This window comes from Pantoea sp. MQR6 (genome assembly GCF_022761075.1).
GTDB classification, from domain to species: domain Bacteria; phylum Pseudomonadota; class Gammaproteobacteria; order Enterobacterales; family Enterobacteriaceae; genus Pantoea; species Pantoea phytostimulans.
In genome coordinates this window covers 1,748,150-1,773,564 of record NZ_JAKYXB010000001.1, presented here as the reverse complement: position 1 = coordinate 1,773,564, position 25,415 = coordinate 1,748,150, and the positions used below count along the sequence as shown (strand labels likewise).

Sequence of the window (25,415 nt, the reverse complement as noted above, 5' to 3'; positions counted from 1 at the left end):
GATGCACAGCGTATTGTACGCGCGCCCGAATAATTGAGAGAAAGTATGAAAAAGTCAGCCAGTTCGTCACCGTTCCATGCCCGTAATCGCCATCAAAGTGAATACGATTTTGCCGCCTTAATCGCTGCACATCCACCGCTGGCGGTGAAAGTGCGCCCTAATGGTTATGGCGTGCAGTCGGTGGATTTTGCCGATCCCGAGGCGGTGATGCTGCTGAATCAGGCCTTGATCAAGCTGTTTTACGGCATTGACTGGCAACTTGCGCCGGGTTCACTCTGCCCGCCCGTGCCGGGTCGTTCAGATTATGTGCATTATCTGGCCGATCTGCTGGCGCTGGATAATCAAGGAAAAATCCCGATGGCCGATGTGCTGGATATCGGCTGTGGTGCAAACTGCATCTATCCGCTGATTGGTCAGGCTGAATATGGCTGGCGCTTCACCGGCACTGAAATTGATGAAAGCGCATTGAAAGCCGCGAATCAAATCGTGGCTGCGAATCCTGGTTTGCAGCGCAATATTCGCCTGCGCCGTCAAAAAAACAGCGATGCTATTTTGGCGGGTGTCGTGAACAAGAACGATTTTTTCCACGCCGTGATGTGTAATCCACCGTTCCATGCCTCTGCCGCTGAAGCTGCGGCCAGTTCACAGCGTAAAGTGCGTAATTTGGGTCTGGAGAAATCCGCACCGCTGAACTTTGGTGGTCAACATAATGAGTTATGGTGCGTCGGCGGCGAAAAAGCCTTTGTCAGCAAAATGATTCAGGAAAGCGTGGCGCTGGCGCGTCAATGCATCTGGTTCACGTCGCTGATCTCCAGCAAAGATAATCTGGCTGCGCTGGAAAAACAGTTGCAGGCGCTGGATGTAGAGGTTCGCGTAGTGAACATGGCGCAGGGCCAGAAACAGAGCCGCTTCCTGGCCTGGTCATTTATGCCTGCGGCGACACGCGCGCAGCGTTTACGTTAATCCAACGTTTGTTGATGGCATCCGCCACCTGTATTCAGGTGGCGGATGTTCTGCTTGTGGCACCGACTAAAAATAGCGCGGTTATTGCGGAGACGGTAACGCCGGTAAGCTGGCAGCGCCTGCAACGTCAGGTCCGGTTTGCATCACTTCCACCGTTTGGTGCGGCGCTTTGATGCCTGCAGCATCAAAATGCTTCTTCACCTTTTCATCTAAAGCAAAACGTACCGTCCACTGCTTAAGCGGCTGAGTGGTAAACGAGACGCGCACAGTAAATGCCTGATTAGTCAGCCCGACTAAACCTGCAAAGTTTGGTTCGCCAATGACCATGCCGCGAATCTCTGGGTTTTCCAGCAGTTCATTTACTGCCGCCTGCAGCGCACGATTAGCGCGTTCCGTATCCTCATTACGATCGACATCATAGTTCGCAACAAACGAGCCGATACCGCGCACAAAGTTGGCGAAGGTGGTGATCGAAGACCAGGGAATGATGTGATAAGCGCCGGTATCCTGACGTACGCCAACAGATCGAATTGACATGCGCTCGACCGTGCCGGTAATGGCGCCTATCGTCACCAAATCGCCGGTGTTCATGCCATTCTCAAACTGAATAAAAATGCCGGTAATAATGTCCTTCACCAGCGTTTGTGAACCGAAGGAAACCGCCAACCCCAAGGCGCCTGCACCCGCCAGCAGAGGCGCAATATTGACGCCAATTTCTGACAGTAAAATCATGATGGTAATGGTGCTAATCACCACGGCTAACGCGTTGCGGAACAGTGTCAGCAGTGTACGTGTGCGGGCGCTGGGCATTGGGCGGCCATGTGAATCAGAGGCGAGACGGCTTTCAATCAAACTCGCCAGCACCGTCCAGCCGATCGCGGACAGCAGTAAAATCATCACGATGCGGATCAGGATATCCACCATTTTTTCGCCAGCACCAATGGTTAGCCAATGCCAAAGATCAAACAGGTTCCAGGCATTAAGTAGCAATAGCAAGGTAGCAAAAACCGTGAGAATGCGGGCCAGCTTTAGCATGGCGCGAACCCAGTCATTCACGCGCTTTTGCAATTCAGGGTAATTGCGGCGCAGATCGGGTGACAAAATAATGGTTTTACCTATCCAGCGCGTCAAAATACCGGAAACAAAAGCGGCAATGCCGACAATGGCCAGGCTGCGTACCGTGGCGGACATCATAAATTTCAGGCTGTCGCCGGGATTGAAAATCGAAAACAAAAACAGCGCGATAAAATACGCGCTCGCCAGCCAGTGCCAGAACAGCGCAAACGCTCGAATGAAGAAGGCAAAAAAGGCCATGCTGCGGTTGGCTAACCCAATCAACGCATTGTGAATATTGCGTTTGTTACTGAATATCAGCCACTGCGCCCAACAGGTCATGATCGCCATAATGGCAATGTTCAGTAGCGCCGCAATTTGCACGTTCACCTGATTAGACACAATCGGCACGATCACCAATAAACCGTAACCCATAATGCCGCTGAGCCAGCTTAGCCGCGTATTCCAGTAGCTGGCGCGCTCATCGTTGAGATGAAAAAAACGAAGTTCAGGAAAATGCGGGCAGAAAATCAGGCGCAACAGCGCTTTAAAAAATTCGATTAAGGCAAAGGCGTTGAGGAACAAACCCTGCTGATAAGCGATAGTGCGACTATCGCCGTGAAAGTTATCGCTGATAATTTGGCCGATAAACAACGCCAGCGCCAGTAGCAACAGGTCAATGATAAACGCGCCAATGATGGTAGCGGGAAGATGTAGCCAGTTACGGTGATCGCGGTTTTTCTGTCGTCCCCATGCTCCAAGACGTTGATAGAGTGGATAAACCAAACGACGCAGCAGCCAGTAAAGGGCAAACATCGCCAAGGCCAGGCCGGCAAAATGGTTTACCGCATTCACAAAGGTCACGGGATTAAAGGGCTTATGTGGCGCGTAGAGAATATTGTCGTGCAGCCGAATGAATTGCGTAGCGGCTTCACCGCCATATTGGCGCGTCATATCGGTGAGCCCTTGCAGCACGGTCTTTTCTTCCGGCTCCTCGGTTGGCGGTGCCAGTTCTGGTGTACCGGTATCGGTGGGTGTCGCGGCGGCATTACGCAGTTGCTCAATTAATTCCTGGCGGGACTGATCGTTATCAAGAATGTTTGCCAATGCCGCATACGCGGCTTTTTTATCACTCAGGCCAGGTTCTTGCGCATTACCTGAATCGGTTTTGGTTTGTTGTGCCGCAACAGCGGCTTGGGGCAATGAAACGGCTTGTGCTGTAGGTAGCGTAATGAAAAATAACAGACAGAGCAGAATCCAACGCCGCAAAAATGTGCGGGGTGGGCAGGCTGACAACATGGCTTTCTCCTTAGCAACATGCTTGCTTCACAAGAGAAAAAGTATAGTCAGGGATGGCGAATCAAAATTCTGAAAGAAGAAGGGCAGATAAAAAAGGGCCGCAATCTTATAAAGCGGCCCGTTTTATCAAGAGACGTGCTGCAAGAATTCGCGCAGACGATCGCTTGGCGGATTGCTGATTAATGCATCGGGATTGCCATCTTCAGCGATGCGGCCTTTGTCGATGAAAATCAGGCGTGAGGCAACTTTCTGAGCGAAGCCAACTTCATGGGTGACGATCACCATGGTCATGCCTTCTTCGGCCAAATCCTGCATCACTTTTAACACTTCGTGACGCAGTTCAGGATCGAGCGCGGAGGTTGGCTCATCAAACAGCATCATCTTAGGCTTCACCGCCAGCGCACGCGCAATCGCGACGCGTTGCTGCTGACCACCAGAAAGTTCAGAAGGGAAGTGGTGGGCGCGTTCCGCCAGACCGACTTTGCCCAAAAGTTCCTGCGCCAGTGCGCGCGCTGCCTCTTTTTTCGCACCACGGACGCGAATCGGTCCAAAAGCGACGTTATCCAACGCGCTCATCTGTGGAAACAGATGGAACTGCTGGAACACCATCCCCGCTTCCTGGCGGATCAGACGCTCATCCACTTTAGGGTCATTCACTTTTAATCCATCAACAATCAGCTCGCCGCTGGTGATCTCTTCCAACTTATTGATGCAGCGTAGCAGCGTGGATTTACCTGAACCAGAAGGGCCGATAATCACCACCACTTCACCCTGATTAATCTTCAGGTCGATGTTATGCAGCACCTGCGTTTTACCAAAATGCTTCGAGACGTCTTTAAATTCAATCACAGGATTTTCACCCTTTTTTCAATACGGCGCAGCACAAAGCTCAACACCAGCGTAATCACCAGATAAATGATCGCAACCGCGCTCCAGATTTCCAGTGCACGGAAGTTACCGGCAATAATTTCCTGACCCTGACGTGTCAGTTCCGCCACGCCGATAACGATGAACAGCGAGGTGTCTTTAATGCTGACAATCCACTGGTTGCCCAGCGGTGGCAACATGCGGCGCAGCGCCAGCGGCATAATGACATAACGCAAGGTTTCACGGCGTGACAGGCCAAGCGCCAATCCAGCTTCGCGAAAACCTTTATTAATGGATAACACCGCGCCGCGCGTGATCTCCGCGATATAGGCACCCGAGTTAATCATGATAGTGACAACCGCTGCGCTGAACGGATCAATGCGCAAGTCTGGGAAAGCCATGGGCAAGGCGAAATAGATGAACATTACCTGCACCACGATTGGCGTGCCGCGGATAATTTCAATGAACACCAGTGCGAGGTTGTTGGTGAACCAACCGCCGTAGGCGCGGGCAAAACCTGCGACCAAACCGATGATCAACCCCCCAATCAGCCCAATAACGGAGATGATTAAGGTCAGTTTGGCGCCTTCAAGCAGCGCGGGCATGGCTGGCCAGATAACGCTCCAGTCGAACTCCATGGTGAACTCCAGATATGTTGCGATGGAAAAAAGCAGGGAAATGTTCCCTGCTGAAAATTAAACCGAGCCCAGATTATTATTTAGGTTCGCTGCCGAACCATTTTTTGTACAGCTCGTTGTAAGTCCCGTTTTCTTTAATGGTCTTCAGTGCGCCGTTTACTTTTTCACGTAAATCGTCGCTGCCTTTCGGGAAGGCGATACCATATTGCTGAGCCTCAATTGAGTCGCCTACCGCTTTGAAGCGGCCTTTACCGGCGGTGTTGATGAAGTACAGAATATTTGGCGTGTCGTGCAGTACAGCGTCAGCACGGTTGGTGCCAAGCTCCATATAAGCGCTGTCAATATTTGGGAACTGGCGCAGATCTTTAGATTTGATATTCGCTTTAGCGTATTCGACCGAACCGGTTCCGCTTTTCACTGCCACGACTTTGCCGTTCAGATCGCTGATGCCTTTGATGTCGTTTTCGTTGTTACGCACCATCACTAACAAGCCGCTTTTGTAGTAACCGTCAGAAAACTCAATGGCTTTTTTACGTTCTTCGGTAATGGTAATACCCGCTAACGCCAGGTCAACGTTGCGCGTTTGCAGTGCAGGAATGATGCCGCTGAAGTCCATCGGTTTCAGGGTGTAATCCAGTTTCAGTTCTTTCGCGATAGCTGCCCACAAATCAACGTCAAAACCGACGTATTTGTCGCCTTGCTTAAATTCGAAAGGAACAAAGGCGGTGTCAGTTGCGACAACCAACTTCTTTTCAGCTGCGGTAGAAGAGAGTGAGAAGGCCAGCGCCAGCGCGGCCACAGAGACTTTAAACAGTGACTTCATCATTTTTCCTTATTACTACAAGGTTATAAAACCCGTGTTTGCGGCTTGTCATATGAAAGAATTATGCCAACTTTGCAAAATCACTAAAATCAGTGAGTTGGACAGGCTGGCTGACACGATTTTGCATCGCATTAGCGCTTTGCACTAAAATGGCGCCCTATATTGGTGCGTAAGGTTATTTTGGTGCAACAGGAAGTGTGACGTAAAAGCGGAGGCGGTAAAAATCTGAAAGGGAAAACTGTTAACGAAGTCATAAAAAGCCGGTAACAAGGCATAAAAAAAGGCGGGTTTCCCCGCCTGATTTATCATGTTGAACGTTAACTTATAACTTATTCGATATTAGCTTCGATAAACCACAGGAACTTATCGAGGTCACGTGACGCTGCGGTAAAGATATCAGCGGTATCTTCATCCTTCACTTCAGTGATGGCTTTACGTACATCGTTAGCAACCAGACCGTAGCGATCTGCCAGTGCTTTCAGATGATCCTGTACGCTATGAATATTCAGCGGATAGCTTTGCAGTGGCGTTTTATCACTCACCACCTGCGCTGTACCGAGTGCTACGCCGCCCAACTGCACAACGCGTTCTGCAATCGTGTCCTGATGATCGGTAATTGTGGTGCGGAAGCCGTCCAGCATCTCATGCACACCAATAAAGTTCGCACCGCGCATGTTCCAGTGCGCTTGCTTAGTGATCAACGACAGGTCAATGAACTCCACTACCAGCCGGTTCAGCACCTCGATGGTGGCTTTTTTATCGTTTTCAGCCACGTCATTACGGGTGTAAATGAGATCAGAAGAATTTGTTTTAACCAGTTTAGCGGTACTCATCGTTTCAGTCCTCTCTTTGATGGTTGTCCTAGTCAAGTACGGGAATAAGTATAGCAGCGCTTTGGGAGTTTGCAGTAACGGCTATGCCGATGGCTGAAATAGAGCACTTCCTGGTTATAAATAAGCATTTAGCCAAGGTAGTTAATGCAATGTTAAATTTAGCGTGAGCTAAAAATTTAATATTTACAGTTGGTTAGGTTAATGTGTCAATGTGGTATATCTGACTGTTTCAAAATAATACGGTAAAAGCCGTTCGTTAATTAAGAAGGCTTATCAAGATTAATACGCTTGTTATTTGGCCCGCGTTTTCACAGGCCAAATAATTTATTTTGGCGCTGCATTATTTAACTCAACCTCACTTAACCGGTTCTTTTTTGGCTTCATTGTGAGTGTCGAACCGGCAGAAGCTATGATGATCGCCAGCAAGGCAAGACATTGTTGTCCATTCAGGGTTTCGCCAAGAAAAAGCATGCCCGATAACGCTGCCATCGCGGGTTCCAGACTCATCAACGTACCAAAAATGCGTGCCGGTAAGCGGGTTAACGCGATCATTTCAAGAGAATAGGGGATGGCACTGGAAAGCAGAGCGACCAGCAACGCAATGGGAAGCACACTCCAGTGCCAGATGCCGCTTTCCGCAAAAGTCAGACCCAGCGGCACAAAAATAACAGAAGCAATCAACGAACCCATCGCCACGGTGGCAGGTCCGTGTTCCGCGCCCGCACGTTGCCCCGCCAAAATATAAAATGCCCAACATGCGCCTGCGCCAACAGCGCATGCTGCACCCAGCGGATCGATTGCCGTCATGTTCGCGCCGAACGGCAGCAAAAACCATAATCCAATCACGGCCAGCACGACCCAGACAAAATCCAGCAAGCGGCGTGAACCAAGCAGTGCAAGCGTTAAGGGACCGGTGAATTCCAGCGCAACCGCCACGCCAAGCGGCACGGTACGAATAGAAAGATAAAACAAGAAGTTCATAGCGCCGAGCGCCAGGCCATACATCAATAGCGGCATGCGCTGCGCACGCGTGAAATGTAGACGCCACGGCTTAAAAATTGCACAGAGAATAAGCGTCCCCAGCCCTAAACGTAACGCTGTAATCCCGGTGGCACCCACAGTGGAAAAAAGCGACTTGGCCAGCGATGCGCCGCCTTGCAGTGAAAGCATCGCGATGAGCAGTACCGCAATAGGCATTAAAACCGGTGCGAGATTTCTTAGGGGTGAGGTAGGTGACATCCTGTGGCTACATCCTGATCATTTACTTAACAAGTGCACAGTGTAATGGAATTTATGGGCAAAAGAGACGATGGCGCGTGGTTTAAATTTGGTTTAACTGCGCATGAATTGCGCAATTTCAGCGCCAATTTAGTAAAGAAACGTCAGGATTTTTTAGGATTTTACTTAAAGCGGAAATTAAAAGGCGAAAGTTTATTGCAGAAAAATGATGGTTTTTATAAGAAAAAAGAATGACATAGGATCGTGCATTAACGTCCTGTTACACCAAACTTTCTGTTAGACAATAAAATCTGGGCAGAGTTTCTCGCTATTTTTTGTTATATTTTCAGCGTTGTCAGGAGAGTAGTACTTTCACATTTGAGGTGGTTATGAAAAAAATTGCATGTCTTTCAGCACTGGCCTGTGTTCTGGCTGTATCCGCAGGTTCCGCAATGGCGCAAAGCACTGTATCTGGTGGCTATGCGCAGAGCGATTATCAGGGCGTTGCTAACAAAGCTAACGGCTTCAACCTGAAATACCGCTACGAAGACGGTTCTAACCCACTGGGTTGGATCGGTTCTTTCACTTACACCGAGAAAGATCGTACCGAAGCTGGCGTTTATAACAAAGGCCAATACTACGGCATTACCGGTGGTCCTGCTTTCCGTCTGAACGACTGGGCAAGCATCTACGGTGTTGTTGGTCTCGGCTACGGTAAGTTCGAGCAGAACACTACCGCATCACGCGACAAATCTGATTCAAGCGACGTAGGTTTCTCTTACGGCGCAGGTATGCAGTTCAACCCAATCGAAAACGTTGCACTGGACGTGGGCTACGAGCAGAGCCGCATCCGTAACGTTGACGTTGGCACCTGGATTGCTGGCGTAGGTTACAGCTTCTAAGTTCAGCTTAGACTGCCTATTCCAAAACGGCCCTTAATGGGCCGTTTTTTCGTTTCTGCACTTCCTCGTCTTTTCTCACCTTATTCATTGACCTTTCCCACCATCATTGAGTCAGGCGCGCACTTTTTCGACTCAGAAATGCACTGCGCTTTCCAGATTCGGATGAACATTTAAACGGATGATTGAACAACGCAATGTCGCAGATTAAAAGGGCACAACCTAACGAAGCGAGCGCGGTCGAAGGGGAGTTAACAAGATTGGTAGCCCTTCAGCATTAATGTGAAAGGCTTAAAAAGCGGGATGTTTAGCCGCGCCAGATCAGGTTTTGGCAGCGACGATTGTCAGTTTTTTTACCGAGCAATTTTTCGATCAACATCAGACGAAGCGTAAAAGGGGAACGCGTCAGCAGGCACAACCAGGATTTTATATCCACGGACGTTGTTTTTTCAGCCTGGAAGCATTTGCTGCAATCTAAACAGCTTTTTAGGGTGCTCATAGAATCACCTCCCAATGAATGTTGACGCAAAAGTGAGCAGAGATCGTCAATTAAGCTTAGAACAACAGCAATGATGAAAAAGGATCTTGCACGATCTTCACTGGCTGACCAGCGTTGCTGCTTACATTATCGACAAATATAGCATTGGCTATATCCTTTAGCCAATGCTAATTAGGAAAAATTTGAGCTTCTTTGCACCTGGTTTACAATGAGCGCAGCTAATCCGTAGAGCAGGTTGAATACGGATAATAATAAAGAGGAAGTTGAATGAGTCGTCGTGCTAAAAGCGTGGTTACTGCCCCGCAAGGACCACTAAAAGATATTGAAGAGCATGTCGAAGGTTTTCGGCAGGTGCGTGAAGCGCATCGCCGTGAACTTATTGATGACTACGTTGAGCTAATCTCTGATTTGATTGGTGAATTTGGCGAAGCGCGTCAGGTTGATATGGCTGCGCGCCTCGGTGTCTCACAGCCGACGGTGGCGAAAATGCTGAAGCGCCTGAGCATCGCCGGTTTGGTTGAGCAGGTTCCTTATCGCGGCGTGTTCTTAACCAGTGAAGGCGAAAAGCTGGCGGAAGAGAGTCGTGCACGCCATTACATTGTTGAAACCTTCTTGTTAGCGCTGGGCATTAGTCCAGAAACCGCGCGCCGCGACTCTGAAGGCATTGAGCATCACGTCAGTGATGAAACGCTGGCCGTTTTCCAGAAATTCTACGAAAATCGCTAACCTTTAAGGCGAATGGCCAACATGCCCACTCTTTTTCGCTCCTTTTTGCATGACCGAATTTTGCATCTGCTGTTAATCATTGGAGCGATCTTGCTGTTTCTGGCCAACTTTCGTTGGTCAGACCTGCCTGGCGCCGTAGACTGGCATACCATTATTACGCTGACAGGATTGTTGATCCTGACAAAGGGATTAGAAGTCAGCGGCTATTTTGATGTGCTAGGCGAGCGATTAATCAGCCGTTTTAAGCATGAGCGGGCATTGGCCTTGTTTATGGTGTTAGCCGCGGCGCTGCTTTCTACCTTTCTGACGAACGATGTTGCACTGTTTATTTTGGTGCCGCTAACGTTAACGCTACGAAAATTCTCTCGCTTACCCCTTTCACGTTTAATCATTTTTGAAGCGTTGGCGGTCAATGCTGGCTCGTTGCTAACGCCGGTCGGTAATCCGCAAAATATTTTGCTATGGAGCCACGGTTCTCTCAGCGTGGCGGGATTTATCGGGCAGATGTTTCCCTTGGCGGCCTGGCTGCTGCTGAGCCTGGTTGCATTGACCTGGTGGAGCTTTTCAACGCGAGAAATACAAAAACATCAAAATAATGAAACGCATCAATGGCGGAAGCCGCTGTTTGCGGTGAGCGTCTTGCTGTATGTGCTGTTTATTGCCGCGTTGGAATGGCATCTCACTGGCTGGGCACTCCTGTTGATTGTGCTGTGCTTTTTAATCATGGCGCGCCCGGTATTGCTCAATATCGACTGGAGCTTGCTGGCAGTTTTTATCGCCATGTTTGTTGATGTCTATTTACTCACGCGCTTGCCCGTTTTACAGGCGCATTTCGATGCGATTACGCATCTTGGCGACGGCGCGCTTTACTTGCTGGCTATCGCGTTATCACAAGTTATTAGCAACGTACCGGCGACTATTCTGCTGCTGCAAAAAGTGCCTTCTTCAGAGGTACTCGCATGGGCAGTAAATATCGGTGGCTTCGGTCTGCTGCCTGGTTCTCTTGCCAATTTGATTGCCTTGCGCATGGCAAAAGATCGCCGCGTTTGGTGGCGCTTTCATCTCTTTTCCCTGCCATTGCTCGCCTGGGCAATGTTGAGCGGCTGGCTGCTGCTGCGCCTGATTTCCTGACATCATTTCGTCCTGCTAATGAATTAATTGGCAGGACGTGCGTCTTTCATCAAGTTATGTAAAGTTGCACTGGAATTTGTCAGTTTCCCATCTAAGGTTAATTTGACCTTTTATGCCCGGGAATTAGGGCCTTAGCCAGTGATGGGAACTATGAGCGAGAAAGATCAACGCGAGCCACGCCAGGAAGACGCTGATAACGCGGCGGATAAAAACAGTCAGTCACAAGAAAACCAGAATAACGATGAACCCGAACGTAAACGCCCCGGTAAAAAACCGCTGATTATTTTAGCGATTATCGTTGTGGTGATGCTGATTGTCGGCTTCTATTTCTGGTTTAGTACCCGCAATGAAGAGACCACTGACGATGCCTTTACCGAAGGTGATGCGGTCACTATTGCGCCCAAAGCCTCAGGTTATGTCGTCAAACTGCTGGTTAAAGATAACCAGCGGGTGAAAAAGGGTGATTTGCTGGTTGAGATTGATCCCAGTGATACCAGTGCGCAGCGCGATCAGGCTAAAGCCCAGCTTGGCTTAGCGCAGGCGCAATTACATCAGGCGCAGGCGCAACTGGCGCTGTCTCGCGTTCAATATCCGGCGCAGCGCGATCAGGCGTTAGCCGATCAAGCCAAAGCGCAGGCAAATATGATGAATGCCCAAGCCGATTATCGTCGTCAGCGCGGTGTTGATCCGCGTGCGACCAGCCAACGCAATATTGATACAGCGAATGCGCAACTGCGTTCCGCGCAGGCACAACTGCAAAGTGCCAAAGCACAAGTTGAAGTGGCCTCTCAGGTTGCTTTGCAAATTCGTCAGCAGGAAACCAATGTCGAAGCGCGTCAGCAGCAGGTTGAACAGGCTAAAGCGCAACTCAACACGGCAGAGTTAAACCTTTCATACACTCAGGTTCGTGCACCTTACGACGGATTCGTGACGAAACGTAATGTTCAGGTCGGTACGCTGGTGCAGGCTGGCAGCTCACTTTTCTCGCTGGTGTCAGCCGATATCTGGATTACGGCCAACTTTAAAGAGTCGCAACTTGAGCGCATGAACCCAGGCGATAAAGTGGCGATTACTGTCGATGCCTGGCCAGACATGAAACTGGAAGGGCATGTGGACAGTATTCAAATGGGATCCGGTTCGCGTTTCTCGACCTTCCCGTCGGAAAATGCCACCGGCAACTACGTAAAAATTGTTCAACGCGTGCCGGTGAAAATCGTTATTGACCACGGTTTAGATCCCAATCATCCGCTGCCGCTGGGTCTGTCGGTTGAACCGAAGGTGACGGTGGAATGAGCCCAACGCAGAGCTGGAAACCCGCCAGTAATCCGTGGCTAGTTGCCATCACGGTTACGCTGGCGGTGTTTATGGAGATCCTTGACACCACGATCGTCAACGTAGCGTTGCCGCACATCGCGGGTTCGCTCTCTTCCAGCTACGATGAGTCAACCTGGGTGTTGACCTCGTATCTGGTGGCAAACGGCATCGTGCTGCCCATCTCTGCCTTTTTCAGTCGCCTGTTTGGCCGCAAGCAGTTCTTCTTGATCTGCATTGTGATGTTCACCATCTGCTCATTCCTGTGCGGTATCGCCACCGAACTGTGGCAAATCATTCTGTTCCGCGTATTACAGGGGTTTTTCGGCGGAGGCTTGCAGCCGGTGCAGCAATCGGTGCTACTTGACTACTTCAAGCCGGAAGATCGCGGCAAAGCCTTTGGTCTCTCCTCTATCGCCATCATTGTTGCGCCAGTGATCGGGCCAACGCTTGGTGGCTGGATTACGGATAACTACAGCTGGCGCTGGGTATTTTTCATCAACATTCCGGTAGGAATTTTAACCGTAATGGCGATCTATCAACTGCTGGAAGATCCGCCGTGGGAACGCAAGTGGGCTAAAGGTCGCCTGAAGATCGACTACATTGGCATATCACTGATTACCCTCGGGCTTGGCTGTTTACAGGTGATGCTGGATCGCGGTGAAGATGAAGACTGGTTTTCTTCAAACTTCATTGTGTTGTTTGCCATTTTGGCGGTTATCGGCATTGTTGGCGCGGTTTACTGGCTGATGTATGCGCGTAAACCGGTGGTCGACATCCTGGTGATGAAGGATCGTAACTTTTGGGTGGCGGGTTTATTGATGGCGGGTATGGCGATGATCCTGTACGGCAGTTCGGTGGTATTACCGCAGCTGGCACAACAGGATTTGGGTTATACCGCAACCTGGTCTGGCTTGGTGTTATCGCCGGGCGCCGTGTTGATCGTGATGACCATTCCGCTGGTGCTTAAGCTGATGCCGATCGTGCAGACGCGCTATATCATCGCCTTTGGTTTTAGCTGTCTTGCCGTGGCGTTTTTCTATTCGGCAACCTTAACGCCGAATGTCGATTTTACCACGCTGGTGTTGATGCGTAGTGCTCAGTCAATTGGCCTGGGTTTCTTGTTTGTTCCTTTGACCACCATCGCTTTTGTCACCATTCCGCAACGACTGAATGCCGATGCCTCCGCGCTGTTCACCATGTTTCGCAATGTGGCAGGATCGATTGGGATCTCACTTTCTACCGCGGCTATCACCGAGCGTGAACAGGTGCGGTCGGCGCACATGGTGCACAACATGACACCGCTCAATGAGCCGTTCAATCTTACCGTGCAGCACTGGGCACAGGCGATCCGTGACTTTACGTCGGCTGTTGGCGATCCGATCACCTTAGCCACCGGGCAGCTTTATCAAGAGATGATTGCCCAGTCGCGCATCCTCGCTTATATCGACGTCTTTTCAGGTTTGAGCATCGTCGCCCTGATATTGATTCCATTTTGTTGGCTGCTGTCGCCGATTAAAAGCGAAGGCAGTGCAGGAGCACACTGACATGAAGTTTATGTTTTCTCGCGGCCTCAAACCGTTGAGCTTATTAACACTGGCAATGTGGCTGGCAGGTTGCGCCGTTGGGCCCGATTATCAGGCACCGAAACCGCAAATGCCGGGCGGTTACAACTCGCTGGAATCACAAGAAGCCTCTAAACCGCGATCGTCAGCGGTCAACGCTCGTTGGTGGCGCAGCTTCAACGATCCGCAACTCGACAGCCTGATTGCGCGTGCCATTGAAGGCAACCTGACGCTGCAACAGGCAGTGCTGCGCATTGCGGGCGCTCGACAACAGCTGGCGCAAGCGCAGGGCGGTTTGTTTCCCAGCCTGAACGGTTCAGCCAAAATGACGCGTCAGCAGCTAGGACTCGAGGGCCTGTTGAAGTCAAATGGCGCTTACGATCAGCTTGATAGTGATGTTACCAGCCAGCTGAATAGTCTGACGCAGCCGGTTAATCTCTATCAAGGCAGTTTTGATGCCAGCTGGGAGCTTGATTTATGGGGCAGGGTACGACGTCAGGTTGAGGCAGCGAACGCACAGACGCAGGCAGCGATTGAGCAGCGTAATGATGCGTTAGTGTCGTTAGAAGCTGAAGTGGCGCGTGCCTGGCTGCAACTGCGCGGCGCGCAATCGACGGTGCAGACGCTCCAGCAGCAGATCGATGTTGCCCAGCAAACCGTAGAGTTGACGCAAAGTCAGCAACGTAACGGCTTAGCACCTGTGACCGATGTGGAAAATGCGCACGCTCAGCTCAGTACACTGCAGGCGCAGCTGCCGCAATATCAGGCTCAGGCGCGTCAAGCGATGAACGGCTTAGCCGTGTTATTGGGTAAAACGCCGGGCGCGTTGGATGCAGAACTCAATACGCCAAAAGCGCTGCCAACGCTGCCGCAAATTGTTTCAGTCGGCATTCCATCCACACTGGCTCGTCGTCGACCAGATATACGTCAGGCTGAAGCCACGCTACACGCGCAGACGGCCAATATTGGCGTCTCGGTAGCCCAACTCTTTCCGAGCCTGTCATTAACCGGTCAGCTGGGTGTACGTAACACTGATGTTAGCTATTTAGATAACTGGAGCAGCCACTTCTACAGCTACGGGCCCTCGCTGTCGATTCCGATTTTCCAGGGCGGTCAGTTGGTTTCCAGTGTGAAATTGGCGCGCGCGCAGCAAGCCAGCGCAGCACTCGATTATCGCCAAACGGTACTGACCGCATTGCAAGATGTGGAGAACGCGCTGGTAAGTTACCGCGCCGACCAGCAGCGTGTCACCGCGCTGGATGAAACCACGGGTGCGCTGCAACGTGCGTTTGACCTTGCCAGCGACAGTTATCGCCAAGGTCTGTCGACATTCCTTGACGTACTGGATGCACAGCGCCAACTGGCGCAAGCGCAGGAGCAGGCGACGCAAGCGAGGATGCAAAGCGGATTAGACTTAGTCGCCTTGTATAAAGCCTTGGGGGGGGGTTGGGAAACGTATCAGAACGTTACGTTGCCGCAATATGATGTGTTTGGCCCCGCAACCCAGGTAAATTAATCACCCTTCACCTCTCACTCTTATTGATTTTGGATACGCGGCTGTGATGAAAACACGTTTCATCACAGCCCGCTGACCTGTCGGCCACATGCGAGATCGGGTTTCATCCCGAACACATGATTGGCATGGTCATCGCGGCCATTCAGGCGTTTACCGGCGTTAAAATCCGAATTTATTACACGCCAGTGTTGTTAAAAGTGGCGGATATGAGCGATAGGGTATTCTTATTTAACACCCTTACCACGGCGCTATTTCTGTTTTAATGGCGTTAGTCAGTATTTAGCTTTTGGAAAAAACAGCTCGCTGTACCCCAACAAAGATGGGGAAATGGGATGGCATGGCTTGCTTATTATTTATCAACAACGCTGGCTATTTAATGCCGGAGCAGCGAATGGCTAGCCGGATGTTTTGTGCAGTGAAAGGGGATTATTGCGTATGCTTATGTCTCATCGCTTTCATCAAGGCGTGCTTTCACCGGTGAGATGATTGCTGTTTTAGAAATTCTTCCTACGCGCCTGGGTTATGGATGGCGCAGTATTTGCCATAGGGACAGCGAATTTCATTAATTCACTGATGTTTCCTGTTTTACTGGCGAGCGCAGGGCTGTCTGATCTCTTTTTTATCTGTATCGCGAGCGCGTATAGCAGACCATTTTTGTGATTTTGTGTCTTCCTGAAACGCATAACCGACGCCTGGAACAGAGGAAAGATTATTTGCATGATGGGTTATCATCCGATGAAGAATCACAAGCATTAACCTCTGTAATTAAAAAACGCCAACGTGAAGAATTCGTAAGGGTTATAAAAATTTGATTTATTAAGCCGCTTTTTTAAAGCAGTGGCTTGTAGAACCTTCTGATTGAGATCGTGGTTTAGTCCCCGTTAAAAGCCGCGCGCCAACGTCTGCGGGAATAATCCTGTTACCTTTTTATGATTTTGTTTAAAAGCAATCAGGAAGAATTTATGAAATGCTCGCGTCTGAAATCGATTCCAGAGTTTGAGGTTAACGCCACGAGACTGTTAATTCTACGTTAATAAAGCCCATAAAATGAGGTGATAAAAAAAGCGTAGCGATTTAAATTAGCGCTCAGAATAATCTGTAGCGTAAAATTAATTTATTTTTTTATTTGAATTAGGTAATCTTAACGCTACAGTTTTAATTACCCCCCTCAATCAAGGACATTGTGATGAGTGACGCATTTAAAGTTCTGAACAACATTCGCACATTACGTGCCCAGGCTCGTGAACTGCCGCTGACTGACCTGGAAGAAATTCTCGAGAAATTAACCGTTGTTGTGACCGAACGTCGCGAAGAAGCAGAAGCGGAAGAGACTCAAAATCGCGAAAAAGAAGAAAAGCTCTCTAAATATCGCGAAATGCTGTTGGCAGACGGCATTGACCCAAATGAATTATTAGGCGCTCTGGAGCCAGGTAAAAAACGTTCTAAGCGTGCTCCGCGTCCAGCAAAATATTCTTATACCGATGAAAACGGTGAAACCAAATCATGGACCGGCCAAGGCCGTACACCAGCAGCGATTAAAAAAGCATTGGATTCAGGCAAGAGCCTGGACAGTTTCCTGATCGATTAATCGACACGATCCTTGTATGCGGGAGCCGAGGGCCAATATTGGCGCCTCGGCTTTTTTATTTACACCTGTTTATCAACTACTCTGCTTAGCCCGCACGCCTTGCGCTGGCGTGCGCTACATCACATCTGGCATAATAGCCGCCGTTTTTTCATCCACTTCTTCACAAAGGTCAATGCCGTGTTAGTTAGCAGCAATATCACCATGCAGTTTGGCAGCAAGCCACTGTTCGAGAACATCTCCGTTAAATTTGGCGGCGGTAATCGTTACGGTTTAATCGGTGCGAACGGCAGCGGTAAATCCACCTTCATGAAGATTCTGGGTGGCGATCTGGTGCCAAGCGGCGGAAATGTTTCTTACGATCCGAATGAACGTATCGGTAAGTTACGCCAGGATCAGTTCGCCTTTGAACAATATAGTGTGCTCGATACCGTTATCATGGGTCACCATGAATTATGGGAAGTTAAAGAAGAACGCGATCGTATATATGCTTTGCCAGAAATGAGCGAAGAAGATGGCTATAAAGTTGCAGACCTTGAAGTGCTTTACGGTGAAATGGATGGTTACAGTGCGGAATCACGTGCCGGAGAGTTATTACTCGGTGTAGGTATTCCAGTTGAGCAGCATTATGGTCCGATGAGCGAAATTGCACCGGGCTTTAAATTACGCGTGTTGTTGGCGCAGGCGCTGTTCTCTAATCCTGATATTTTGTTGCTGGACGAACCGACCAACAACCTGGATATCGACACCATCCGCTGGCTGGAGCAGGTTCTTAACGAACGCGACAGCACCATGATTATCATTTCGCATGACCGTCACTTTTTGAATATGGTCTGTACGCATATGGCGGATTTAGACTACGGCGAACTCCGTGTTTATTCGGGCAACTATGACGAATATATGACCGCAGCCACTCAGGCCCGCGAACGTCTGTTATCGGATAATGCCAAGAAAAAAGCACAAATTGCCGATCTGCAATCATTTGTTAGCCGCTTTAGCGCCAACGCCTCTAAATCGCGCCAGGCAACTTCACGGGCGAAACAGATGGATAAAATTAAGCTGGATGAAGTAAAAGCCTCCAGCCGACAGAACCCGTTTATTCGTTTTGAACAAGATAAAAAATTGTTCCGTAATGCGCTCGAAGTTGAAGCGATTACCAAAGGTTTTGATAACGGTCCGCTGTTTAAAAATTTAAACCTGATGCTTGAAGTCGGCGAGAAATTAGCGGTGCTGGGTGCCAACGGTATCGGTAAATCGACTTTACTGAAAACGCTGGTGGGCGAATTGACGCCGGAAAGCGGCAACGTTAAATGGTCAGAAAATGCGCGCATCGGTTATTACGCTCAGGATCATGCCGAAGATTTTGCAAATGATCTCACCGTGTTTGACTGGATGAGCCAGTGGAAACAGCAAGGTGATGACGAGCAAGTCATTCGTGGCATTTTGGGCCGCCTGCTGTTTTCTCAGGATGATATTAAGAAGCCAGCTAAAGTGCTTTCCGGTGGTGAAAAGGGACGCATGCTGTTCGGTAAGTTAATGTTGGAAAAACCGAACATCCTGATTATGGATGAACCCACCAACCACCTTGATATGGAATCCATTGAATCGCTGAATATGGCGTTGGAAATGTATGAGGGGACGTTGATTTTCGTTTCACATGACCGTGAATTCGTCAGCTCGCTGGCAACTCGCGTCATGGAAATGAAAGAAGATCGCATCGTGGACTTCACCGGTAACTACGAAGATTACCTGCGCAGTCAGGGCATCGTCTAAAAAAACGGGGTAGCGCTGGCTACCCCGTTTTTTTTCTTCGCTATTTGTCGCCACACACCTCGCAGTGCGCATCCTGCGCCACCTTCATGCTGCGGAATTCTGCACTCATGGCATCGTACATTAATAAGCGAGATGTTGCGGGCGTGCCGTAGTGTGTCAGCAGTTTAATCGCTTCCATTGCTTGCATAGCTCCAATCACACCCACCAGCGGGGCCATGACGCCAGCTTCTACGCAGCTTAATGTCTGCTCGCCAAAAAGGCGGCTAATGCAGCGATAGCAGGGCGTATTCGGCTGCCAGGTAAACACGCTGATTTGGCCTTCCATACGAATCGCTGCACCGGAAACCAGCGGCACGCGCTGCTGACGGCATAAGCGGTTTAGCTGCTCGCGCACCTGAACGTTATCGGTGCAGTCCAGCACCACATGATGCGTGGCGATCAACGTGCGCATCGCTTCATCCTCTAGCCGCGTGCTCACGGTATTCACCTGGCAATGTGGATTAATCATCGCCAGACTTTGCGCAGCAGATTCCACTTTGGCGTAACCAATATCTGCATCATGGTGCAATATTTGCCGTTGCAGGTTTGAGAGCGACACCGTGTCGAAATCAAGCAACGTCAGGCTTCCTACGCCCGCTGCGGCTAAATAGGGCGCAGCGGCACAGCCTAATCCCCCTAAACCTACCACCAACGCACGGCTGGCTTTGAGTTGCTCTTGTCCGTCAAAATCGAAACCACGCAACACAATTTGTCGGTTATAGCGCAGCATTTCTTCGTCGCTTAATTCGGGCAGCATTTACCCCTCCAGCAGCGCGTTGAACGGTTCAATTTCAACCCATTCACCCGCTTCAACATTCTCACGCTCTCGCTCCAGAACAATAAAGCAGTTGGCCTGTGCGAAGGAGCTAAAAACATGTGAACCTTGTGGCCCGGTGGAATGCACTTCTAATTCGCCCTGATCGTTACGACGGTAGAAGCCGCGCTGGAAATCGAGGCGGCCCGGCGTTTTTTTCAGGCGTGTTGCCGCACGGACTTTTTGACGCGGCGGCAGCGCTGATTTTTTCTGGCCCGTTAGCGTGGCGAGCAGCGGCACAACCAGCTGATAAAATGTTACCGCAGCGGAGACCGGATTGCCTGGCAATCCACAAAACCAGCTGTTAGCCAGGCGACCAAAAGCAAACGGTTTGCCGGGTTTGATGGCCAGCTTCCAGAAAGTAATAGCGCCTAACTCTTCCAGCATGGTTTTGGTGAAATCAGCTTCACCGACAGAAACACCGCCGGTGCTGATCACCACATCGGCCTGACGATCGGCTTCTTCAAAGGCAGCACGCAGCGCGTTGGGATCATCTTTAATAATGCCGAGATCGATAACTTCACAGCCCAACTTTTTCAGCATTAAAGAGACGGTAAATCGATTGGTGTCGTAGATTTGGCCTGCTGCCAAGGGTTGGCCTACTGGCTGCAATTCATCACCGGTTGAAAAAACCGCAACGCGAAGTTTACGCAACACGCTGACCTCTGCAATGCCCAGCGAGGCCAGCAGCGGTAATTCTGCAGCACCCAACCTGACGCCTGCCGCAAGCACGCCTGTGCCTGCACGAATGTCATCACCAATCAGGCGAATGTTCTGACCCGCGTTCACCGGCGCGTTAAAAATAATCGCGTCGTCGCGCTGTTCGGTCTCTTCCTGCATCACCACCGCTTCACAGCCTGCGGGAACCGGCGCGCCGGTCATGATGCGGATGACGCTGCCTGCGGGCCAACTGCCTGTAAAGGGCGCACCGGCAAACGCTTTTCCGGCGACAGGCAGCGGAATACCTCTGTTGATATCAGCGAGGCGCACGGCGTAACCATCCATCGCGGCGTTATCAAAAGGCGGCACATCAATAGGGGAGGTCACGGCGCGAGCGGTAATACGTCCTGCGGCTTCGGTCAGTGGCACACTGAGTGAATCGGTAATGGGCGTCAGCTGCGCCAGCATTTTTTCCTGAGCTTCCTCAAGGGAGATCAATCCTGCGGTAAAGCTTTCCATTGGGTATCAACCTGGGTTATCGCATTTGCTGCTTATTATGGTGGCATTTGCGCAAGGAGTCACATCTGCTGCAACGGTATAAGCCACAATAAAAGGTTATGACTGTTGAGACAGTTTCCGCTTTACAACCCTTAGCAGGCTTTCTATAGTCAAAAACGACTAAAAATGGCTGAAAACCATTCTAAATCAGTGTTTTTCCATCTGATGCAACGACAGGGTAAGCGTTATGGTAACAGCAGTTATCGCCATTCACGGTGGTGCAGGCGCGATTACGCGTGCCGCGATGAGCGCAGAAAAAGAACAACTATATCGTCAGGCATTAACCGATATCGTTACGCGTGGACAACAGATGTTAGAGCAGGGCGCCAGCGCATTGGATACGGTGACGGAAGCGGTACGTCTGCTGGAAGAGTGTCCGCTTTTCAATGCGGGCAAAGGCGCGGTTTTTACCCATCAAGGCACGCATGAACTCGACGCCAGTGTAATGGATGGCCGCACGCTGGAAGCCGGTGCAGTCGCGGGCGTCACGCGCATTCGAAATCCTGTACTGGCTGCACGCGCAGTGCTGGAAGCGAGCCCGCACGTGCTGTTTATCGGTGAAGGCGCCGAGCAGTTTGCCGCATCACAAGGCATCGAGCAGGTTGAACCTGATTATTTCTCCACACCTGAGCGCTGGGAACAGCTGCAACGTGCGCTAAACAGCGATCAGATGGTGCTTGATCATGATGGTGAAGCACAACGTCACAGTGATGATCCGCTCGACCCCGATCGCAAATTTGGTACGGTTGGCGCGGTGGCACTGGATCTCGAAGGGAATCTTGCTGCTGCGACATCCACCGGCGGCATGACTAATAAACAAGCCGGACGCGTGGGTGATTCCCCGCTGCCAGGTGCCGGTTGCTACGCTGACAACGACAGCGTGGCGGTTTCTTGCACCGGCACAGGCGAAGTCTTTATCCGTACGCTGGCCGCCTACGATGTTGCCGCGCAAATGCGCTACGGTGGACGTAGCCTGCAGCAGGCTACTGTGAGTGTTATTCACGATAAAGTACTGGAAATGGGCGGAAGCGGCGGTCTTATCGCTATCGATCATGCAGGGAATGTCGCGCTGCCGTTTAACAGTGAAGGCATGTATCGCGGATTTGCGCGGGTAGGTGAAGCCGCTGAGGTGGCGATCTACCGCGAAAGCTAAGGAGCATGCATGACTGAGCGGAAAACGATGCCGCCAATGGCGCCGGATCAGGTGTTAGCGGTGCGCGATTTAAATGTGCGCTTTCGTCACGAAGGCAAGGTAACGGAAGCTGTGCGTCACCTTTCACTTGATCTTCATCGCGGTGAAACCTTGGCTTTAGTGGGGGAATCGGGTTCGGGTAAATCAGTCACTTCGCTGGCCTTAATGCGTTTAATTGAGCAGACCGGCGGAGAAGTCAGCGGCGAAATTCAGCTGCGGCGTCGCAACGGCGACGTGCTGAATATTACGCACGCCTCATCCCGCCAGATGCGACGCGTACGTGGCGCCGATATGGCGATGATTTTTCAGGAGCCGATGACGTCGCTTAATCCGGTGTTTTCGGTCGGCGAACAGATAGCCGAATCGATCCGCTTACATCAGGGCAAAACGCACAGCCAGGCGCTGGCTGAAGCGCGCCATATGCTGGATTTAGTGCGTATTCCTGACGCGCAAAACGTGTTAACCCGTTTTCCCCATCAACTCTCCGGCGGCATGCGTCAGCGTGTGATGATCGCCATGGCGCTGTCGTGTAAACCCGCGTTGCTGATTGCGGATGAACCCACTACCGCGCTTGATGTCACTATTCAGGCGCAAATCCTGCAACTGATCCGTGTGCTACAAAAAGAGATGCAGATGGGTGTCATTTTCATCACGCATGACATGGGCGTGGTGGCTGAAATGGCCGATCGCGTACAGGTGATGTATCGCGGTGATGTGGTAGAAAATGCGCCGGTCGAGCAGCTATTTAGCGCGCCGCAGCAGCCTTACACACAAGCATTACTGGCGGCGGTGCCCAAACTCGGCTCAATGAGCGGACTCAGCTTACCGGCTAAATTTCCGCTGCTGCACAGTGAAAGCAGTGAAGAAGCGCCGCAAGATACGGTTCGCCGCGCCGAACCCCCTATTTTGCAGGTGCGTGATTTAGTGACCCGGTTTGATATTCGTGGCGGCTTATTAAATCGGGTGAAAAGTCGAGTACATGCCGTGGAGAAAGTCAGTTTTGATCTCTTTGCCGGCGAAACGTTGGCGCTGGTGGGCGAATCGGGCTGTGGTAAATCCACCACCGGACGCTCATTGCTGCGCCTGGTCGCCAGCCAGGGCGGCACTATTACCTTTAATGGTCAACGCATTGATGATTTATCCGGTCAGGCGCTGGCGCATTTACGCCGCGATATCCAATTCATTTTTCAGGATCCTTACGCCTCGCTCGACCCGCGCCTGACGGTGGGTTTTTCCATTATGGAGCCGTTGCTGGTGCATAACGTCATGCCGCGCCGCGAAGCGGAGCAGCGCGTCGCCTGGCTGCTGGAAAAGGTGGGTTTGCTGCCGGAACATGCGCAGCGCTATCCGCATGAATTTTCTGGTGGCCAACGCCAGCGTATTTGTATTGCTCGTGCGCTGGCGCTTAATCCAAAAGTGGTGATTGCTGATGAATCGGTATCGGCACTCGACGTATCAATTCAAGCGCAAATCATCAATCTCATGCTCGATCTACAGCGCGAATTTGGCATCGCCTTCTTGTTTATTTCCCACGATATGGCGGTGGTGGAACGCATCAGTCATCGCGTGGCGGTGATGTATCTTGGCCAAATTGTTGAGATGGGCCCGCGTCAGGCGGTGTTTGAACAGCCGCAGCATCCTTATACCAAAAAGCTAATGGCGGCGGTGCCTGTCGCCGATCCGGCGCATCGTCGTCGCGAGCGAGCATTGATGGTAGATGAAATTCCTAGCCCAATCCGTTCATTGGGTGATGAACCAGAAGTGGCTCCGCTGATGGAAGTGGCACCGGGCCATTTTGTTGCCCGTCATGTTATCAGCGTGGCCTGAGTACCATGATCAAAGAATGATGAAAGCACGCCGCTTCGGCGGCTAACCAGACAGGGATTACAGGAGAGTAAGATGCACATTACGATGCGTAAAGGGTTACTGGCTGCGGGCGTGTTGAGTAGCGTAATGACGCTGCCTGCCTGGGCGGCACAAGATGCGGTGATTGCTGTTGCATCCAATTTCACCACCATGGATCCGTACGATGCCAACGACACATTGTCGCAGGCGGTAGCGAAATCGTTCTATCAAGGTCTGTTTGGCTTTGATAAAGAGATGAAGCTCAATAACGTGCTGGCTGAAAGTTATCAAGCCAGCGCTGATGGTTTGACTTATACCATCAAGCTGCGCTCTGGCATCAAATTCCAGGATGGCACAGACTTCAACGCCGAAGCCGTTAAGGTGAACCTCGATCGCGCCAGCAATCCTGATAATCACCTGAAACGCTATAACCTGTTTAAATATATCGCGACCACCGAAGTGGTGGATCCCACCACGGTTAAAGTCACTCTCAAGCAACCGTTCTCAGCCTTTATCAACAATCTTGCTCACCCGGCGGCGGCAATGATTTCGCCGACGGCGTTGAAAAAATATGGCAAGGAGATCGGTTTTCATCCAGTAGGCACCGGCCCGTTTGAGTTCGTGACCTGGAATCAGACCGACTTTGTGAAGGTGAAGAAGTGGGACGGATACTGGAAAAAGGGCTATCCGAAACTCGACAGCATTACCTGGCGTCCGGTCGTAGATAACAATACCCGCGCGGCGATGCTGCAAACGGGCGAAGCCAACTTCGCTTTCCCGGTGCCCTATGAGCAGGCCAAACTGCTGGAGAAAAACGCCAAGCTGGATGTCGTCACCACGCCATCGATTATGCAGCGTTACATCAGTCTCAACGTCACGCAGAAACCGTTTGATAACCCGAAAGTACGTGAAGCGCTGGAATATGCCATTAATCGCGACGCGCTGGCAAAAGTTGCGTTTGCCGGTTATGCCACGCCAGCCACCGGTATCGTGCCGCCAAGCATCGATTTTGCCCAAAAATATCCCGCCATTCAGTACAATCCGGCGAAAGCCCGTGAACTGCTGAAGGAAGCGGGTTATCCCAACGGCTTTGAAACGACGTTGTGGTCTTCTCATAACCACAGCACTGCGCAGAAAGTATTACAGTTTACTCAGCAGCAGCTGGCGCAGGTCGGCGTGAAAGTAAAAGTCACGGCAATGGATGCGGGCCAGCGTGCCGCTGAAGTTGAAAGCAAAGGCCAGAAAGAGAGCGGTGTGCGCATGTTCTACACTGGCTGGTCCGCCTCAACGGGTGAAGCGGACTGGGCGTTGACGCCGTTGTTCGCTACTGCTGCCTGGCCGCCAGCCATTTTTAATACCGCGTTTTACAGTAATCCGCAGGTCGATAAAGATCTGGCTGATGCGCTGAAAACCACCGATCGCGAGCAAAAAGCCAAATTCTATAAAGACGCGCAGGATAGCATTTGGAATGACCATCCGTGGATCCCGCTGGTGGTTGAGCAGCTGGTGTCAGCGAACAGCAAAAACCTCACCGGTTTTTACGTTATGCCTGACACCTCATTCAATTTTGATGAGGCCAGCCTGAAGTAACGGAGCAGGCCAGCCTTG

At 50.9% G+C, this 25,415-nt stretch carries 22 protein-coding genes; 13 read left to right on the top strand and 9 right to left on the bottom strand.

Annotation, left to right across the window (positions count from 1 at the left end; all coding sequences use genetic code 11):
- The first annotated feature begins 45 nt into the window (after positions 1 to 45).
- Positions 46 to 963, top strand: coding sequence for a 23S rRNA (adenine(1618)-N(6))-methyltransferase RlmF (gene rlmF, locus MUG06_RS08275; protein ID WP_215847249.1), 918 nt, complete (start codon positions 46 to 48; stop codon positions 961 to 963).
- 81 nt (positions 964 to 1,044) lie between these two features.
- Here rlmF and ybiO read toward each other — a convergent pair whose 3' ends face one another.
- From ybiO to rhtA, 6 genes are all read right to left on the bottom strand, one after another.
- Complete coding sequence (gene ybiO / locus MUG06_RS08270) at positions 1,045 to 3,315, bottom strand: mechanosensitive channel protein (protein WP_243078273.1); 2,271 nt, start codon at positions 3,313 to 3,315, stop codon at positions 1,045 to 1,047.
- Positions 3,316 to 3,441: 126 nt separating this feature from the next.
- On the bottom strand, positions 3,442 to 4,164 hold the full coding sequence (gene glnQ / locus MUG06_RS08265) for a glutamine ABC transporter ATP-binding protein GlnQ (protein ID WP_215847247.1): 723 nt from the start codon (positions 4,162 to 4,164) through the stop codon (positions 3,442 to 3,444).
- A complete protein-coding gene (gene glnP, locus MUG06_RS08260) occupies positions 4,161 to 4,820 on the bottom strand; it encodes a glutamine ABC transporter permease GlnP (RefSeq protein ID WP_243078272.1) in 660 nt (219 codons plus the stop codon). The genes glnQ and glnP overlap by 4 nt, the downstream gene beginning before the upstream one ends.
- A gap of 76 nt (positions 4,821 to 4,896) precedes the next feature.
- Positions 4,897 to 5,643 carry a glutamine ABC transporter substrate-binding protein GlnH gene (glnH, locus tag MUG06_RS08255; RefSeq protein ID WP_215848313.1) on the bottom strand — a complete coding sequence of 249 codons (747 nt, stop codon included), beginning with the start codon at positions 5,641 to 5,643 and terminating at the stop codon, positions 4,897 to 4,899.
- Between the two features lie 329 nt (positions 5,644 to 5,972).
- Entirely contained in the window at positions 5,973 to 6,476 is a 504-nt protein-coding gene (gene dps, locus MUG06_RS08250) for a DNA starvation/stationary phase protection protein Dps (protein ID WP_215847246.1), read from the bottom strand.
- A 324-nt stretch (positions 6,477 to 6,800) separates the two neighbouring features.
- Positions 6,801 to 7,715 carry a threonine/homoserine exporter RhtA gene (gene rhtA / locus MUG06_RS08245; protein WP_243078271.1) on the bottom strand — a complete coding sequence of 305 codons (915 nt, stop codon included), beginning with the start codon at positions 7,713 to 7,715 and terminating at the stop codon, positions 6,801 to 6,803.
- A 54-nt stretch (positions 7,716 to 7,769) separates the two neighbouring features.
- Between rhtA and MUG06_RS08240 the strand changes: the two genes are divergently transcribed.
- Both MUG06_RS08240 and ompX read left to right on the top strand, forming a co-directional pair.
- On the top strand, positions 7,770 to 7,949 hold the full coding sequence (locus MUG06_RS08240; RefSeq protein ID WP_243078270.1) for a hypothetical protein: 180 nt from the start codon (positions 7,770 to 7,772) through the stop codon (positions 7,947 to 7,949).
- Positions 7,950 to 8,083: 134 nt separating this feature from the next.
- On the top strand, positions 8,084 to 8,596 hold the full coding sequence (gene ompX, locus MUG06_RS08235; RefSeq protein ID WP_215847243.1) for an outer membrane protein OmpX: 513 nt from the start codon (positions 8,084 to 8,086) through the stop codon (positions 8,594 to 8,596).
- A 304-nt stretch (positions 8,597 to 8,900) separates the two neighbouring features.
- Here the strand turns inward: ompX and MUG06_RS08230 are convergent, their stop codons facing one another.
- On the bottom strand, positions 8,901 to 9,092 hold the full coding sequence (locus MUG06_RS08230) for a hypothetical protein (RefSeq protein ID WP_215847242.1): 192 nt from the start codon (positions 9,090 to 9,092) through the stop codon (positions 8,901 to 8,903).
- 267 nt (positions 9,093 to 9,359) lie between these two features.
- Here MUG06_RS08230 and mntR point away from each other — a divergent pair, with 267 nt between their 5' ends.
- The 7 genes from mntR (at position 9,360) to MUG06_RS08195 (ending at position 18,699) form a co-directional block, all read left to right on the top strand.
- A complete protein-coding gene (gene mntR / locus MUG06_RS08225) occupies positions 9,360 to 9,818 on the top strand; it encodes a manganese-binding transcriptional regulator MntR (protein ID WP_243078269.1) in 459 nt (152 codons plus the stop codon).
- A 21-nt stretch (positions 9,819 to 9,839) separates the two neighbouring features.
- Positions 9,840 to 10,949, top strand: coding sequence for an SLC13 family permease (locus MUG06_RS08220; protein ID WP_215847240.1), 1,110 nt, complete (start codon positions 9,840 to 9,842; stop codon positions 10,947 to 10,949).
- Between the two features lie 150 nt (positions 10,950 to 11,099).
- Positions 11,100 to 12,242 (top strand): HlyD family secretion protein, encoded by a 1,143-nt coding sequence (locus MUG06_RS08215; protein ID WP_215847239.1) that lies wholly within the window; start codon positions 11,100 to 11,102, stop codon positions 12,240 to 12,242.
- Positions 12,239 to 13,807, top strand: a complete 1,569-nt coding sequence (locus MUG06_RS08210; RefSeq protein ID WP_215847238.1) for a DHA2 family efflux MFS transporter permease subunit — start codon at positions 12,239 to 12,241, stop codon at positions 13,805 to 13,807. The genes MUG06_RS08215 and MUG06_RS08210 overlap by 4 nt, the downstream gene beginning before the upstream one ends.
- Position 13,808: 1 nt before the next feature.
- A complete protein-coding gene (locus tag MUG06_RS08205) occupies positions 13,809 to 15,341 on the top strand; it encodes an efflux transporter outer membrane subunit (RefSeq protein ID WP_243078268.1) in 1,533 nt (510 codons plus the stop codon).
- A 1,186-nt stretch (positions 15,342 to 16,527) separates the two neighbouring features.
- Entirely contained in the window at positions 16,528 to 16,929 is a 402-nt protein-coding gene (locus MUG06_RS08200) for an H-NS family nucleoid-associated regulatory protein (RefSeq protein ID WP_215847236.1), read from the top strand.
- 177 nt (positions 16,930 to 17,106) lie between these two features.
- The gene (locus MUG06_RS08195; protein WP_215847235.1) at positions 17,107 to 18,699 is read left to right on the top strand and encodes an ABC-F family ATPase; all 1,593 of its coding nucleotides are present in this window, start codon (positions 17,107 to 17,109) and stop codon (positions 18,697 to 18,699) included.
- Between the two features lie 40 nt (positions 18,700 to 18,739).
- On the opposite strand, the gene moeB is transcribed toward MUG06_RS08195, so the two are convergent.
- Complete coding sequence (gene moeB, locus MUG06_RS08190) at positions 18,740 to 19,495, bottom strand: molybdopterin-synthase adenylyltransferase MoeB (protein WP_215847234.1); 756 nt, start codon at positions 19,493 to 19,495, stop codon at positions 18,740 to 18,742.
- Positions 19,496 to 20,731: a molybdopterin molybdotransferase MoeA gene (gene moeA, locus MUG06_RS08185; protein WP_243078267.1), complete on the bottom strand. Its 1,236-nt coding sequence runs from the start codon at positions 20,729 to 20,731 to the stop codon at positions 19,496 to 19,498.
- 226 nt (positions 20,732 to 20,957) lie between these two features.
- On the opposite strand from moeA, the gene MUG06_RS08180 reads away from it, so the two are divergent.
- The 3 genes from MUG06_RS08180 to gsiB all read left to right on the top strand — a co-directional run bounded on the left by MUG06_RS08180 (position 20,958) and on the right by gsiB (position 25,397).
- Complete coding sequence (locus MUG06_RS08180) at positions 20,958 to 21,923, top strand: isoaspartyl peptidase/L-asparaginase (protein ID WP_215847233.1); 966 nt, start codon at positions 20,958 to 20,960, stop codon at positions 21,921 to 21,923.
- 9 nt (positions 21,924 to 21,932) lie between these two features.
- Entirely contained in the window at positions 21,933 to 23,789 is a 1,857-nt protein-coding gene (gene gsiA / locus MUG06_RS08175; RefSeq protein ID WP_243078266.1) for a glutathione ABC transporter ATP-binding protein GsiA, read from the top strand.
- 72 nt (positions 23,790 to 23,861) lie between these two features.
- Positions 23,862 to 25,397 (top strand): glutathione ABC transporter substrate-binding protein GsiB, encoded by a 1,536-nt coding sequence (gene gsiB, locus MUG06_RS08170; RefSeq protein WP_215847231.1) that lies wholly within the window; start codon positions 23,862 to 23,864, stop codon positions 25,395 to 25,397.
- Positions 25,398 to 25,415 lie beyond the last annotated feature (18 nt).

Coding starts and splice junctions, on each gene's coding strand:
- ompX (WP_215847243.1), top strand. CDS start 8,084: ATGAAAAAAATTGCATGTCTTTCAGCACTGGCCTGTGTTCTGGCTGTA.
- ybiO (WP_243078273.1), bottom strand. CDS start 3,315: ATGTTGTCAGCCTGCCCACCCCGCACATTTTTGCGGCGTTGGATTCTG.
- MUG06_RS08210 (WP_215847238.1), top strand. CDS start 12,239: ATGAGCCCAACGCAGAGCTGGAAACCCGCCAGTAATCCGTGGCTAGTT.
- dps (WP_215847246.1), bottom strand. CDS start 6,476: ATGAGTACCGCTAAACTGGTTAAAACAAATTCTTCTGATCTCATTTAC.
- glnH (WP_215848313.1), bottom strand. CDS start 5,643: ATGAAGTCACTGTTTAAAGTCTCTGTGGCCGCGCTGGCGCTGGCCTTC.
- MUG06_RS08240 (WP_243078270.1), top strand. CDS start 7,770: ATGGGCAAAAGAGACGATGGCGCGTGGTTTAAATTTGGTTTAACTGCG.
- MUG06_RS08180 (WP_215847233.1), top strand. CDS start 20,958: ATGGTAACAGCAGTTATCGCCATTCACGGTGGTGCAGGCGCGATTACG.
- MUG06_RS08220 (WP_215847240.1), top strand. CDS start 9,840: ATGCCCACTCTTTTTCGCTCCTTTTTGCATGACCGAATTTTGCATCTG.
- moeB (WP_215847234.1), bottom strand. CDS start 19,495: ATGCTGCCCGAATTAAGCGACGAAGAAATGCTGCGCTATAACCGACAA.
- MUG06_RS08200 (WP_215847236.1), top strand. CDS start 16,528: ATGAGTGACGCATTTAAAGTTCTGAACAACATTCGCACATTACGTGCC.
- MUG06_RS08230 (WP_215847242.1), bottom strand. CDS start 9,092: ATGAGCACCCTAAAAAGCTGTTTAGATTGCAGCAAATGCTTCCAGGCT.
- gsiA (WP_243078266.1), top strand. CDS start 21,933: ATGACTGAGCGGAAAACGATGCCGCCAATGGCGCCGGATCAGGTGTTA.
- glnP (WP_243078272.1), bottom strand. CDS start 4,820: ATGGAGTTCGACTGGAGCGTTATCTGGCCAGCCATGCCCGCGCTGCTT.
- MUG06_RS08215 (WP_215847239.1), top strand. CDS start 11,100: ATGAGCGAGAAAGATCAACGCGAGCCACGCCAGGAAGACGCTGATAAC.
- mntR (WP_243078269.1), top strand. CDS start 9,360: ATGAGTCGTCGTGCTAAAAGCGTGGTTACTGCCCCGCAAGGACCACTA.
- gsiB (WP_215847231.1), top strand. CDS start 23,862: ATGCACATTACGATGCGTAAAGGGTTACTGGCTGCGGGCGTGTTGAGT.
- MUG06_RS08205 (WP_243078268.1), top strand. CDS start 13,809: ATGAAGTTTATGTTTTCTCGCGGCCTCAAACCGTTGAGCTTATTAACA.
- rlmF (WP_215847249.1), top strand. CDS start 46: ATGAAAAAGTCAGCCAGTTCGTCACCGTTCCATGCCCGTAATCGCCAT.
- moeA (WP_243078267.1), bottom strand. CDS start 20,731: ATGGAAAGCTTTACCGCAGGATTGATCTCCCTTGAGGAAGCTCAGGAA.
- rhtA (WP_243078271.1), bottom strand. CDS start 7,715: ATGTCACCTACCTCACCCCTAAGAAATCTCGCACCGGTTTTAATGCCT.